The following is a 13,361-nucleotide window of genomic DNA, read 5'->3' as shown; positions in this document are numbered from 1 at the left end:
GGTCAGTCCAGGATCCGGCGGGCGACGTTGGTGGTGACCAGGTCAAGGAGTTCGTCGGCGCGACCGGCCAGGATGGTCCGGATCGCGTAGAGCGAGAAGCCCTTTGCCTGCTCGACGGTGATCGCCGGCGGTATCGACAATTCCTGGCGCGCGGTGTGCACGTCGATGACGGCGGGGCCGTCGTAGACGAATGCGTCGGTCAGAGCCCGTTCCAACTCACCCGGTTCGGTGACCCGGCGGCCGAACACGCCCATGGCCTGGGCCACCGCGGCGAAATCCGGGTTGACCAGGTCGGTGCCGAACGTGACGATGCCCGCGGCCTTCATCTCCAACTCGACGAAGTTCAGCGACGAGTTGTTGAACACGATCACCTTGACCGGAAGCTTGTTCTGGATCAGCGTCACCAGCTCGCCGAAGAGCATGGTCAGCCCGCCGTCACCGGCCAGCGCGACCACCTGCCGGTCGGGGAAGGCGGTCTGCGCGCCGATCGCGTGCGGCAACGCGTTGGCCATGGTGCCGTGGTTGAACGACCCGAGCAGTCTGCGCCGGCCGTTCATGGTCAGGTACCGCGCCGCCCACACCACGGGCGACCCGACGTCGCAGGTGAACACCGCGTCATCAGATCCCAACCCGTTGGCAAGCGCGGCAACATATTCCGGGCGGATCGGGGTCTTGTCGCGATCGTTGACGGCCAACGAGTCGAGCTGCGCTCGTGTCTTGCGGTAGTGCCGAAGCGACCGGTCGAGGTGCTCACGGTCGGTCTTGGGGCGCAGCAGCGGCTGCAACGCCGCCAGGGTATCGGCGACGCTGCCGCGCAGGCCGAGGTCGATCGGGGTGCGGCGGCCGAGGTTGCGTCCCCGGATGTCGACCTGGATGACGGTGGCGCCCTCGGGATAGAACTGCTGGTACGGGAAGTCGGTACCCAGCATCAGCAGGGTGTCGGCCTCCTTGATGGCCTTGTACCCGGATGCGAACCCCAGCAGTCCGGTCATGCCGACGTCAAAAGGATTGTCGTACTCGATGAATTCCTTGCCCCGCAACGCGTGAACGATCGGAGCCTGCAGCGTCGACGCCAGTTCGATCAGGGCGTCGTGGGCTCCGGCGGCGCCCGCGCCACCCAATATGGTGACCCGCTCGGCGGCGTTGAGGATGTCGGCGGCACGACGCACCGACTCGTCATCGGGACGCACGACCGATCGGGTGGGTCGTACCGGGCGCGTCGTCCAGCCGGCCTCCCCCGCCCGCTGCAGGAAGATCTCGCCAGGGATGACAACGACGGCAACGCCGTTCTCCTCGACCGCGGCACGCAGTGCCATCTCCAGGATGCGTGGTGCCATCTCGGGAGTGCTGACCAGTTCGCAGTAGACGCTGCACTCGCGGAAGAGTTCCTGCGGATGGGTTTCCTGGAAGTACTCCGACCCGATCTCGGTGCGCGGGATGTGTGCGGCAATGGCCAGCACCGGGACACGGCTGCGCTGCGCGTCGAACAGACCGTTGATCAGATGCAGATTGCCCGGACCGCAACTGCCCGCGCACACCGCGAGCTGACCGGTCAGCGCGGCATCGGCCGCCGCCGCAAACGCAGCGGTCTCCTCATGACGGACGTGCTGCCAGGAGATCTCGCCGCTACGCCGGATGGCGTCGGTGAATCCGTTGAGACTGTCGCCGGGAAGCCCGTAGACCCGCCGCACCCCGCTCAATGTCAATGCGGAGATGAACTGGTCTGCAATGGTCGCCATCACGCCTCCCCAGTATGCGATTCCGGCGTGACCGCTGACGCTGGGCGTCCTCGATCACGCCGGAATTCACTCTACTTGGGGGCGAAGCGCTGGCCGGCGTCCAGACGCAGGCACTGGCCGTTGAGCATCGGGTTCTCGGCGATCGCGACGGCGAGCTTCGCGTACTCCTCGGGCTTGCCCAGACGCTTGGGGAATGCGGCGTCCTTGGTGAGCACCGCGGCGAACTCGTCGGGGATGCCCTCGGTCAGGCCGGTCGCGAACAGGCTCGGGGCGATGGCCAGCACGCGGATGCCGAGGCTGCCCAGGTCACGCGCCATGGTCAGGCACATGCCGGCGATGGCGGCCTTGGACGCCGTGTAGGCGACCTGCCCGATCTGGCCTTCGAACGCCGCGATGGAGGCGGTGTTGATGATGACGCCGCGCTCCTCGGCCTCTTCGTCGACGGGCTCGTTCTTGCTCATGTGCCAGGCCGCGAGCCGGCTGATGTTGAACGTGCCGATCAGATTGAGGTCGATGGTGGAGCGGAACGAATCCAGGCTGTGCGGACCGTCCTTCTTGATGGTGCGCTCGCCGATGCCGCCACCGGCGGTGGTCACGATGATGTGCAGGCCACCCAACGCTGCGACGGCCTCCTCCAGCACCTTCTCGGTGCCGTCGAAGTCGGTGACGTCGACGGCGAAGAACGAGCCGCCGATCGCGTCGGCCACTTCCTGCCCCTTGGACTGCGGCCGGTCCAGCACGGCCACGCTGGCGCCGCGCTTGGCCAGTGCCTCAGCGGTGGCCCGGCCGAAGCCCGACGCGCCGCCGACGACGATAGCCTTCTTGCCTTCGATCTCCATCTAGCTTCCTTTCCAAAAATGACCGAAATCGTAAAGCAACCTATCCCATCAACCCTTCCCGTAAGCCTTTCGGGTTGGGCGTCCCGGTCCCCTTGGCACCGCGAGCGTGCGTAAATCCCTCGACGCAACCACCGGAGACCGAATAAGTTCGCCTGCCATGACACCGGCACACCATTGGCGCGACCGACTCCGTCAGTCCCTGCTGGCGGCGCGCAAGTCCCGCGACACCGACACCGTGTCGGCCATCCGGTCGGCGTTGAGCGCCATCGACAACGCCGAGACACCGCAGGCAGATCAGACCGACACCCGCACCGGCGGACCGATCGCGGGCGCGGTGTCCGGGGTGGGCTCGACCGAGGTGGCGCGCCGGGAACTCAGTAATGCCGAGATTCGCAGCCTCATCCAGGCCGAGATCGATGAACGGCTCACCGCGGCAGAGCAATACAACGCGAACGGCCACCAGAGCCGGGCGTGGAGCCTCCAGTCGCAGGCGGCCGTCCTGAACGAGATGCTCAGCCAAGCTCCCGAGGTTGTCTGACCTCCGTGGCACGCTGAGGATGTGTTGCTCGCCGACGTCGCTGCCGCATCCGCCGACATCGCGGGGACCTCGGCGCGGCTGGCCAAGATCGCCCGCATTGCCGCCCTGCTGACCGAGGCTTCCGCCGACGGCGACGCACGCGCGATAGCTGTGGCGGTGTCCTGGCTGTCCGGGGAGCTCCCCCAACGCCAGATCGGTGTCGGGTGGGCGGCGTTGCGTTCCCTGCCGGCGCCGGCAGAGATCCCCACGTTGACCATCACCGGCGTCGACTCCGCATTCACCGAGATCAAAGAAATCGCAGGCAAGGGCTCGCAAGCCCGACGCGCCGAGTCGGTCCGCAACCTTTTCGCCACAGCCACCGATACCGAACAGACGTTCCTCCGGCGGCTCCTGGGTGGCGAGCTGCGCCAGGGCGCCCTGGCCGGGGTGATGGCCGACGCCGTGGCCCGGGCCTCCGATATACCGGCGGCCGAGGTGCGGCGCGCGGCGATGCTCGCCGGTGATCTGCCCGCCGTGGCCGCCGCGGCTCTGACCGGGGGCCGTACCGCACTGGCCGAGTTCGCGCTGCAGGTCGGTCGTCCGGTCGGACCCATGCTCGCCCAAACCGCGACCGACGTCGCCGACGCGCTCGAACGGCTCGGCGGTACAGCGATTCTGGAGGCCAAGCTGGACGGCGCCCGCGTGCAGATCCACCGCAAGGGATCGGAGGTGTCGGTGTTCACGCGCAGCCTCGACGACGTCACCCACCGACTGCCCGAGGTGGTCGAGGCGACGCTGGCATTGACCGCCACCGATCTGATCGCCGATGCAGAGGCCATCGCGCTGCGGCCCGATCGGCGGCCCCAGCCCTTTCAGGTCACCGCCGCCCGGTTCGGCAGCAAGTCCGCGAACGATCTCGGACCGTTGTCGGTCTTCTTCTTCGACCTGCTGCACGTCGACGGTGAGGATCTGCTCGATCTGCCCACTGAGGAGCGGCTGGCCGCGCTCGACGCGCTGGTACCGCAGGACCGACGCGTCGATCGCGTCGTCACGGCCGACGCCGCGGTGGCGCAGAAGTTCCTGGATCGCACCCTGGCCGCCGGTCACGAAGGCGTGATGGCGAAGGCGCCGACGACACCGTATGAGGCCGGCCGCCGCGGTGCCGGCTGGCTCAAGGTCAAGCCGGTACACACCCTGGATCTGGTGGTACTCGCGGTCGAGCGCGGGTCGGGCCGGCGCACCGGCAAGCTGTCCAACATCCATCTGGGCGCCCGGGATCCGGACACCGGCGGATTCGTGATGCTGGGCAAGACGTTCAAGGGCATGACCGACGCGATGCTGACGTGGCAGACCGAGCGTTTCACCGAATTGCAGGTCGACGACGACGGCTGGGTGGTCACCGTTCGGCCCGAGCAGGTCGTCGAGATCGCCTTCGACGGCGTCCAACGGTCCACCCGGTACCCGGGCGGCGTCGCGCTGCGCTTCGCGCGGGTCCTGCGCTATCGGGACGACAAGACCCCGGAAGAAGCGGACGCGATCGACACCGTGCGCACATTCCTGACCTGACGCGACCCCGCTCGCCTGGTTAGGGTGCGGAAACCAGGATTCGATGCCGCGCGGTTTGGCTCGATGAAAGGATCACTCACGACGCGTACGACACTGGGCGAACGAGGAGAGACCGTGGCAACACCGGATGCCCCACCAACGGATCGCATCGAGGAGCACGACGGCGACGTCACCTTTATCCGCACCGACAAAGACCTTCCGCCGGTGGCGATCGTCGACCGCTCGCCCATCACCGCCAAGCACAAGGCGATCTTCGCGATCGTCGCGGTGCTGGGCGCGATCTCCTGGGCGGTGATCGCCTTCTTCCGGGGTGAGACCGTCAATGCGGTGTGGTTCGTGATCGCCGCGATCTGCACGTACGTCATCGGCTTCCGGTTCTACGCCCGGCTGATCGAGATGAAGATCGTCCGCCCTCGCGATGACAATGCCACTCCGGCAGAGCTTTTCGACAACGGCACGGACTACATGCCTACCGACCGCCGGGTGCTGTTCGGTCACCACTTCGCCGCGATCGCCGGGGCCGGCCCGCTGGTCGGTCCGGTGCTGGCCATGCAGATGGGCTATCTGCCCGGCACGATCTGGATCATCATCGGCGCCGTCGTCGCCGGCTGCGTCCAGGACTATCTTGTGCTGTCGATCTCGGTGCGCCGGCGCGGACGCTCGCTCGGGCAGATGGCGCGCGACGAGCTCGGCCTGATCGGCGGTGTGGCAGCGATCGTCGGCGTGCTGGTCATCATGGTGATCCTGCTGGCGGTGCTGGCGCTGGTGGTGGTCAACGCACTGGCCGAGAGCCCGTGGGGTGTGTTCTCGATCGCGATGACGATCCCGATCGCCATCTTCATGGGCCTGTACCTGCGGTTCTTCCGGCCCGGCCGGGTCTCGGAGGTTTCGCTCATCGGCGTCGTGTTGCTGTTGCTCGCGGTCATCTCCGGCGGCTGGGTGGCCGAAACGTCCTGGGGTGCGGACTGGTTCACGCTCTCGAAAGTCACCCTGTCGTGGTGCATCATCATTTACGGCCTGGCCGCCTCGGTGTTGCCCGTGTGGTTCCTGTTGGCCCCGCGCGACTACCTGTCGACGTTCATGAAAGTCGGCACCATCGCACTGCTGGCGGTCGGCATCTTGATCGCCCGGCCGGTGATGCAGGCGCCCGCGATCTCGCAGTTCGCCGCCAGCGGCACCGGCCCAGTGTTCGCCGGCTCGTTGTTCCCGTTCCTGTTCATCACCATCGCCTGCGGTGCGCTGTCGGGTTTTCACGCGCTGATCTCCTCGGGCACCACGCCCAAGCTGCTGGAGAAGGAAAGCCAGATGCGGCTGATCGGCTACGGCGGCATGCTCACCGAGTCGTTCGTCGCGATCATGGCCCTGATCACCGCGGCGATCCTCAACCAGCACCTGTACTTCGCGATCAACGCGCCGACGGCCGCCACCGGTACCACCGCGCAGACCGCGGCCGACTACGTCAACGGGCTCGGCCTGTCCGGTCAGCCGATCACGGCACAGGAGATCACCGCTGCCGCCGACGGCGTCGGTGAGCACTCGATCGTGTCGCGCACCGGCGGCGCCCCCACTCTGGCCTTCGGCATGTCCGAGGTGCTGCACCAGGTGTTCGGCGGCGCCAGCCTCAAGGCGTTCTGGTACCACTTCGCGATCATGTTCGAGGCCTTGTTCATCCTCACCACGGTCGACGCCGGCACCCGAGTCGCCCGGTTCATGCTCTCCGACGGCCTCGGCAATCTCGGTGGGCCGCTGAAGAAACTGCGCAATCCCAGCTGGCGACTGGGCGCCTGGGCCTGCTCGATCATCGTGGTCGCCGCGTGGGGTTCGATCCTGCTGATGGGTGTGACGGATCCGCTGGGCGGCATCAACACCCTGTTCCCGCTGTTCGGCATCGCGAATCAGCTGCTGGCCGCCATCGCGTTGACGGTGGTCACCGTGGTGGTGATCAAACGCGGCTTGGTGAAATGGGCCTGGATACCGGGCCTTCCGTTGTTGTGGGATCTGACGGTGACGATGACGGCGTCGTGGCAGAAGATCTTCTCCGCCGATCCGAAAGTCGGTTACTGGAAGCAGCATTCGCAGTACGTCGCGGCCCAGGAAGCCGGAAAGTCGACGTTCGGCGCGGCGAAGAACCCCGATCAGATCGATGCCGTCATCCGCAATACCTTCATTCAGGGCACCCTGTCGGTGGTGTTCGCCGTGCTGGTGTTGATCGTGTTCATCGCGGGCGTGGTGATGGCGCTGCAGGCGCTGCGCGGCGCGGGCCGGCCGCTGGCCGTGGAAGAGGAAGTGCCCTCGCGCATCTTCGCACCATCAGGACTGATCGCCACACCGGCCGAGAAGGAGGTGCAGAAGCAGTGGGACGCCTTGCCCGGAGCACACGCCAGGCCGCACGCCACATCGGGTGGTACTGCTCAACATTGATGGGCGACAACCATTATCGGCGCTACGTCGCGCACCGAGAGCGGACACACCCGGGTGAGCCGGTGCTGTCCGAGCGGGATTACTGGAAGATGCGGCACCGCAATACCGAAGCCAACCCCGGGGCGCGCTGCTGCTGAGCCGAGGAATCTGCTGATCGCCTGGCTCGGGGGCGTCGCGTCGGGCTAAACTGTCGTCCATACGGTAAGGCCGTCGTGAATGGAGCGCGTTCGTGAATAAAGACGACATGATCCTGATCAGCGTGGACGATCACATCGTCGAACCACCTGACATGTTCAAGAACCACCTTCCGAAGAAATACGCCGACGAGGCACCGCGCCTGGTGCACAACCCGGACGGCAGCGACACCTGGCAGTTCCGCGACATCGTCATCCCCAACGTCGCGCTCAACGCGGTGGCGGGCCGGCCCAAGGAGGAGTACGGCCTGGAGCCGCAGGGTCTCGACGAGATCCGCAAGGGCTGCTACAACGTCGATGAGCGGGTCAAGGACATGAACGCCGGCGGCATCCTCGGCTCGATCTGCTTCCCGTCGTTCCCCGGATTCGCCGGCCGCCTTTTCGCCACCGAGGATCCTGAGTTCTCCCTGGCCCTGGTGCAGGCCTACAACGACTGGCACATCGACGAATGGTGCGGCGCCTACCCGGCCCGCTTCATCCCGATGGCACTCCCGGTGATCTGGGATGCCGAGGCGTGCGCTCAAGAGGTGCGCCGGGTGTCGAAGAAGGGCGTGCACGCCCTGACCTTCACCGAAAATCCGGCCGCGATGGGCTACCCGAGCTTCCACGACGATTACTGGACCCCGCTGTGGAAAGCATTGTGCGACACCAACACCGTGCTCAACGTGCACATCGGATCGTCGGGCAAACTGGCCATCACCGCCCCCGACGCACCGCTGGACGTGATGATCACCCTGCAGCCCATGAACATCGTGCAGGCGGCCGCGGATCTGTTGTGGTCCAAGCCCATCAAGGATTACCCGGATCTCAAGGTCGGGCTGTCCGAGGGCGGCACCGGCTGGATTCCGTATTTCCTGGAGCGCGTCGACCGCACCTATGAGATGCACTCGACCTGGACGCACCAGAACTTCGGCGGCAAGCTGCCCAGCGAGGTGTTCCGCGAGCACTTCCTGACCTGCTTCATCTCCGATCCGGTCGGGGTGGCCCTGCGCGACAAGATCGGTATCGACAACATCAGCTGGGAAGCCGACTACCCGCACAGCGACTCGATGTGGCCCGGTGCCCCCGAGGAACTGTGGGATGTGCTGACCGAAAACAACGTGCCCGACGACGAGATCAACAAGATGACGTACGAGAACGCCATGCGCTGGTACTCGTTCGATCCGTTCACCCACATCGCACGCGACCAGGCTACCGTCGGCGCGCTACGCAAAGCCGCTGAGGGCCATGATGTTTCAATCCAGGCGCTGAGTCACCACGAGCAGGGCACGCGTGGTGACGCGCTGCACGCCGCTGCGCGGGGCAACTCGGGGTCCAGCTAAGTCAGACACGCGGCGGGCCCGCGAGGCGTACCTTTCCTACTGTCGTCAAGCTGGACGAGGGAGGGAAGGTACGCCGCATGCCCGATCCGCCTCCGGGGTACCACACGGTCACGCCGCGCATGGTCGTCGCCGACGTCGCAGGGGCGGTGGACTTTCTACGGACCGTCTTCGGCGCCATCGGCGACGTTCATCCCGATCGCCCGGCCGAAATGCACATCGGCGACTCATTGATCATGGTCACCTCAGTCGGCGAGCGTGGGCTGTTCCCCTCATTCCTCTACGTGTATGTCGAGGATGCCGATCGTGTCTATCAGCGGGCCATCGACGCCGGCGCGACAAGCATCGAGCCGCCACGTGACACCCCCTACGGCGACCGGCGCGCGATGGTATCCGACCCGCACGGCAACCTGTTTCAGATCGCCCGTCGCCCGCTAGCGCAGTGAATACCGCACCGGCAGGTGCTTGAGCCCGCCGACGAACGTGGTAGCCATGTGCTGCGGCACGCCGGCCAGCTCTGCCGAGCACAGCCTCGGTAGCAGTTCGGAAAAGAAGCTGTTGATCTCCATCCGGGCCAGTGCGGCACCGAGACAGAAATGCACACCGTAGCCGAACGAGATGTGCTTGTTGGGATCTCGCCCGATGTCGAAGCGGAACGGGTCGACGAAGACGTCCTCGTCGCGATTACCCGACACGTAGGACAGCAGCACCGATTCACCCTTCGCAATCCGTACACCGCGAATCTCGTAGTCCTGCTGCGCGGTGCGCATGAACTCCTTGACCGGTGTCGTCCAGCGGACCATCTCCTCGACCGCCAGCGGCATCAGACTCATATCGTTCTGCAGCCTGGCGAGTTGGTCGGGGTTCTGCAGCAGCGCGTGCATGCCGCCGGAGATGCTGGCACTACTGGTGTCGTGGCCCGCCGCGGCGATGATCGCGTAATAGGAGACCGTGTCGATATCGGATAGCGGTTCCCCGTCCAAGGTGGCGTTGGCGATCGTCGAAGCCAGGTCGTCGGTCGGATTCGCCCGACGTGAGGCAGTCAATTCGGTGAAGTACTGGAACATCTCGAGCAGCGCCATGCCCTGCTCTTCCATACTGGTGCCGCGCTTGAACTCGTCATCGTCGCTGCCGAACAGCTCCTGGGTGAGTTTGAGCATGAACGCAAAGTCAGTCTCGGGCACACCGAGCAGCGTCATGATCATGTACAACGGATAGTTGACGGCGACCTGCTGCACGAAGTCGCATTCGGGCCCTTCGTCGACCATTCTGTCGACGAACCGCTTGGCCAGTTCGTCAGCACGATCCTTTAACGCGCGCATGGCTTTTGGCCTGAACCAGTTGGCTCCGATGGCCCGCAGGTCACGGTGCAGCGGGTCGTCGGTGTGGATCAACGTGCGGATGCCGATCGCGGCCTGCTGCTCGTCGCCCTCGTGAGTAACCAGTACCGGGCGCGGCGAGTTGGTGAAGATGTCGTTGGCGCGCTCGATCTCCATGATGTCTGCGTGCTTCGTGATCGCCCAGAAGGGGGCGTACTCCGGAACCTCGACCCAGGACACCGGGGAGTTCGCCCGCAGGTGAGTCAGCGCCGTGTGCAACGTCTCCTCGTCGGTATATGCCGATGGATCGGCGAACATCCTGGCGGCATCATCGATCGTGCGGACGGTCATACGTTGCTCCTCACTGACGGGCATTCGCGAAACTCCTGCAGCACCGCATTGACGGTTTCCGGGGACACAGCGGCGGGAAAGCCGGGCAGCACGCGGTCGATGACACCGTCGCAGCGGCGCCGCAACGCCGCGGCCAATTCGGGGATCGGTGCGACCACGGCGAATGCACCGAGCACTTCGTCGTCGATCAGCTCGCCCATCGCGTCCCACTGGCCGGCCAGCGACAATCGGTGTAATTCGGTGTGCAGATCACCCCAGCCGTGCAGTTCCAGGACTTTGCGGTAGGCCGGCGTCGAACCGTAGAACGCGAGTTGTTTGCGGGTCGCGACCGATGCCGCAGCCATCTCCTTTTCGTCGGCACCGGTGACCACGAAGACGGGACAGGACAACTCGAAGTCGCCACGGTCACGCCCGCTGCGGTCCATCCCGCGCTGTAACGCGACCGTGGTCACCTCGTCCAGATAGCGCCGGGTGGTGAACGCGTGGGCCAGCAGCCCGTCGGCCACCTCGCCGCACACTTCGGTCATCAGTTCACCCACCGCGGCAAGGAACACCTTGGGAAACGGCAGCGCCGACGGTTCCGGGGTGAACATCGGCGTCATGATCTTGTGGGTGTAGAACTCGCCCTCGAACCGCAGCTTGGTGCCGTCGCGCCAACAGCCCCAAATCGCCTGCAACGCTTCGATGTACTCGCGCATGCGGCGCGCCGGATGACTCCACGGCATGCTGAAGCGTTTCTCGATGTGCGGCTGGATCTGGGTGCCCAGTCCGAGGATGAAACGTCCGCCCGAGTAAGTCTGCAGATCCCAACCCAACTGGGCCATCGTCATCGGATTCCGCGCGAAGGCCACCGCGATGCTGGTGCCGATCTGGATCCGCTGGGTGTGCTCGGCCGCCATCGCCAGGGGCAGGAACGGGTCGTGGTTGATCTCGCCGGTCCAGCATCCGTCGTAGCCGCTCGCCTCGAGTTCACGGGCGATGTCCGGCACTTCGGCCAGCCGGCTGGGGACGCCGCGATCGATCTTGACGCTTCGGGGAACTTCGTCACTCATCGCTGGTGCGCGCCTTTGCCATGTTGTCCGCCCATGTGCATCCCGACCACCTGATCGACGCTACAGTAAGCAATTCAGTATGGTCAACGGCGGTAGGCTGAGCCCCCAGGGCACTGCGCGACGAGTGAGGACAGTGGCATGACAAGGACGCCGGCATGACGAACGACCCGGAGTGGAAGGAAACACTCGAGGACCTTGCTCGTCGCCGTGAGCACACCCACGGCATGGGCGGTCCCGAGCGGTTGGCCAAGCACCACGGCAAGGGCAAGCTCGACGCCCGGGCGCGGATCGCACGGCTGCTGGATCCCGGAACCTTTCAGGAGTTCGGGACGCTGGTCGGCGGCGACATCGCCGCCGACGGCCTCATAGCGGGCGCGGGCCGCATTGACGGCACACCGGTGATGGTGGGAGCCGAGGATTTCACCACGCTGGCCGGCAGCATCGGCCCGGGCGGCAACGCCAAACGGTATCGGCTCGCCGAGTTGGCCCTGCGCAACAAGATCCCACTGGTGATGTTGTTGGAGGGCGCGGGTTTTCGCCCCAGCGGCGAGCACTACGGACGCACACCGACCGACCTGATCGCCCAGGCGAGATGTTCGGGAAAGGTGCCCACCGTTTCGGCGATCCTCGGTCCGTCGGCCGGCCACGGCGCCCTGGTGGCGCCCGTGTGCGACTTCAGCATCATGAGCCATCAGGGAGCGATCTTCACCGCCGGGCCCCCGGTGGTGAAAGAGTCGACCGGAGAGGATATCTCGAAGGAGGATCTCGGCGGTCCCAACGTGGCACTGGCCAGCGGCGTGATTCACAACTACGCCGAGGACGACGAGACGGTCATCGACGACATCCGGCGCTACCTGTCCTACTTCCCGTCCAGCGCATGGTCGTATCCGCCGACCCGGCTTGCCGATGACACCGCAGACCCGAGACCCACCCCCGAGATTCTCGACATCGTGTCCCGGGACAACCGCCAGATCTACGACATGCGCGCGGTGATCGACGAGATCTTCGACCGCCCCGACTGGTTCGAGGTGCAACCGAAATTCGGTCGCGCGATCATCTGTGCGCTGGCCCATCTGGGCGGCTATCCGGTCGCCGTGGTGGCCAACCAGCCACAGGTGATGGCCGGTTCGATCGACGCCGACGCCGCCGACAAGGCAGCCCATTTCATCACCGTTGCCGATTCGTTCCACCTGCCGATCGTGTTCCTCGCCGACAATCCCGGCATGCTGCCGGGCAGCCAATCCGAGCGCAGCGGAGTGCTGCGCAGCGGGGCACGCATGTTCGCCGCCCAGACCGCGGCCACCACCCTCAAACTGCACGTGACATTGCGCAAGGCCTTCGGGTTCGGGTCAATGGTGATGTCGCTGCTGGGGTTTGACGATCAGGTCGCCACGTTCGCCTATCCCGGGGCGACCATGGGCGCGATGGGCGCGGCGGCACTCAGCGCCGCCACCCATGCCGGTGAGGATTACACGGAGGTGCTCAAGAAGATGGAGCTGGAGGCGTCCTTCCGGTCCGCAGGCCACCTCGGTTTCGATGAGCTCATCTCACCCGAGGAAACCCGCAACGCGCTGCTGGTCACCCTGCAGCACGGCATCTTCAGCCGTCAGGCGGTCGCCGAGCCCGTATCCCGCACCCTGATCACGCCGTAGCCCCAGCACCGCGAGCGTGCGGGTCTTCCGGTCGAAACGCCGTGTTTCATCGGCATCTTGCGCGCACTCACGCAGGACCGTCTGTGCCCAAACCATCAGCACGTCTCAGCGCCGAACCACGTCGGCAGGTGACTCTCGAGGTCCTGCTGATCCTCACCGACCCACGCCACATGTCCATCGGGCCGCAGCAGCACCGCGGGCACATCCAGCTCGGCGCTGACGTCGACGACGTGGTCGACGCGATCCGCCCAATCATCCACCGAGAGTCGGTCGGTCTGATCGAGCAAGAGTCCGCGGCCGGCGTGCATCAGTTCGTAGAGACGCCCGCGCTCGCCACAACACCACCGGGGTCTTGCCGCAAGACCCCGGGTGCGCCATATGTTAGAAGTGGC

General features: G+C 65.8%; 11 protein-coding genes and 1 pseudogene. 7 read left to right on the top strand and 5 right to left on the bottom strand.

Going from position 1 to position 13,361, the window contains the following annotated elements:
- Positions 1–2: 2 nt before the first annotated feature.
- Complete coding sequence (gene poxB / locus AB0I14_RS31545; RefSeq protein ID WP_358030742.1) at positions 3–1,739, bottom strand: ubiquinone-dependent pyruvate dehydrogenase; 1,737 nt, start codon at positions 1,737–1,739, stop codon at positions 3–5.
- 71 nt (positions 1,740–1,810) lie between these two features.
- Complete coding sequence (locus AB0I14_RS31540; protein WP_055112536.1) at positions 1,811–2,578, bottom strand: SDR family NAD(P)-dependent oxidoreductase; 768 nt, start codon at positions 2,576–2,578, stop codon at positions 1,811–1,813.
- 157 nt (positions 2,579–2,735) lie between these two features.
- Here AB0I14_RS31540 and AB0I14_RS31535 point away from each other — a divergent pair, with 157 nt between their 5' ends.
- The 6 genes from AB0I14_RS31535 (at position 2,736) to AB0I14_RS31510 (ending at position 9,041) form a co-directional block, all read left to right on the top strand.
- Positions 2,736–3,116, top strand: a complete 381-nt coding sequence (locus tag AB0I14_RS31535) for a glutamyl-tRNA amidotransferase (RefSeq protein ID WP_358030739.1) — start codon at positions 2,736–2,738, stop codon at positions 3,114–3,116.
- Between the two features lie 21 nt (positions 3,117–3,137).
- A complete protein-coding gene (locus AB0I14_RS31530) occupies positions 3,138–4,661 on the top strand; it encodes an ATP-dependent DNA ligase (RefSeq protein WP_358030736.1) in 1,524 nt (507 codons plus the stop codon).
- A gap of 114 nt (positions 4,662–4,775) precedes the next feature.
- Complete coding sequence (locus AB0I14_RS31525) at positions 4,776–7,082, top strand: carbon starvation CstA family protein (RefSeq protein WP_358030733.1); 2,307 nt, start codon at positions 4,776–4,778, stop codon at positions 7,080–7,082.
- On the top strand, positions 7,016–7,219 hold the full coding sequence (locus tag AB0I14_RS31520; protein ID WP_358030731.1) for a YbdD/YjiX family protein: 204 nt from the start codon (positions 7,016–7,018) through the stop codon (positions 7,217–7,219). Before AB0I14_RS31525 ends, AB0I14_RS31520 begins: the two co-directional genes overlap by 67 nt.
- Positions 7,220–7,311: 92 nt before the next feature.
- Positions 7,312–8,598 (top strand): amidohydrolase family protein, encoded by a 1,287-nt coding sequence (locus AB0I14_RS31515; protein ID WP_358030728.1) that lies wholly within the window; start codon positions 7,312–7,314, stop codon positions 8,596–8,598.
- A 77-nt stretch (positions 8,599–8,675) separates the two neighbouring features.
- Positions 8,676–9,041 (top strand): VOC family protein, encoded by a 366-nt coding sequence (locus AB0I14_RS31510; protein ID WP_358030725.1) that lies wholly within the window; start codon positions 8,676–8,678, stop codon positions 9,039–9,041.
- Here the strand turns inward: AB0I14_RS31510 and AB0I14_RS31505 are convergent.
- Together AB0I14_RS31505 and AB0I14_RS31500 are read right to left on the bottom strand one after the other, a co-directional pair.
- Complete coding sequence (locus AB0I14_RS31505; protein ID WP_358030723.1) at positions 9,030–10,265, bottom strand: cytochrome P450; 1,236 nt, start codon at positions 10,263–10,265, stop codon at positions 9,030–9,032. The two genes, AB0I14_RS31510 and AB0I14_RS31505, sit on opposite strands and share 12 nt — an antisense overlap.
- Positions 10,262–11,317 (bottom strand): LLM class F420-dependent oxidoreductase, encoded by a 1,056-nt coding sequence (locus AB0I14_RS31500; RefSeq protein WP_358030720.1) that lies wholly within the window; start codon positions 11,315–11,317, stop codon positions 10,262–10,264. The genes AB0I14_RS31505 and AB0I14_RS31500 overlap by 4 nt, the downstream gene beginning before the upstream one ends.
- 155 nt (positions 11,318–11,472) lie before the next feature.
- Here AB0I14_RS31500 and AB0I14_RS31495 point away from each other — a divergent pair, with 155 nt between their 5' ends.
- Positions 11,473–12,969, top strand: coding sequence for a carboxyl transferase domain-containing protein (locus AB0I14_RS31495; protein WP_358030717.1), 1,497 nt, complete (start codon positions 11,473–11,475; stop codon positions 12,967–12,969).
- A 95-nt stretch (positions 12,970–13,064) separates the two neighbouring features.
- On the opposite strand, the pseudogene AB0I14_RS31490 reads toward AB0I14_RS31495, so the two are convergent.
- Positions 13,065–13,298 (bottom strand): annotated as a pseudogene (locus AB0I14_RS31490) (FAD-dependent oxidoreductase); the annotation flags it as partial.
- Positions 13,299–13,361: the final 63 nt, after the last annotated feature.

It is taken from the genome of Mycobacterium sp. NPDC050441 (genome assembly GCF_040655355.1).
Lineage (GTDB): Bacteria > Actinomycetota > Actinomycetes > Mycobacteriales > Mycobacteriaceae > Mycobacterium.
This window is presented reverse-complemented; position numbering and strand designations above follow the sequence as displayed.

Excerpts from the sequence above, each read along its gene's own strand:
- poxB (WP_358030742.1), bottom strand. The coding sequence starts at position 1,739 with ATGGCGACCATTGCAGACCAGTTCATCTCCGCATTGACATTGAGCGGG.
- AB0I14_RS31540 (WP_055112536.1), bottom strand. The coding sequence starts at position 2,578 with ATGGAGATCGAAGGCAAGAAGGCTATCGTCGTCGGCGGCGCGTCGGGC.
- AB0I14_RS31535 (WP_358030739.1), top strand. The coding sequence starts at position 2,736 with ATGACACCGGCACACCATTGGCGCGACCGACTCCGTCAGTCCCTGCTG.
- AB0I14_RS31510 (WP_358030725.1), top strand. The coding sequence starts at position 8,676 with ATGCCCGATCCGCCTCCGGGGTACCACACGGTCACGCCGCGCATGGTC.
- AB0I14_RS31505 (WP_358030723.1), bottom strand. The coding sequence starts at position 10,265 with ATGACCGTCCGCACGATCGATGATGCCGCCAGGATGTTCGCCGATCCA.
- AB0I14_RS31500 (WP_358030720.1), bottom strand. The coding sequence starts at position 11,317 with ATGAGTGACGAAGTTCCCCGAAGCGTCAAGATCGATCGCGGCGTCCCC.
- AB0I14_RS31495 (WP_358030717.1), top strand. The coding sequence starts at position 11,473 with ATGACGAACGACCCGGAGTGGAAGGAAACACTCGAGGACCTTGCTCGT.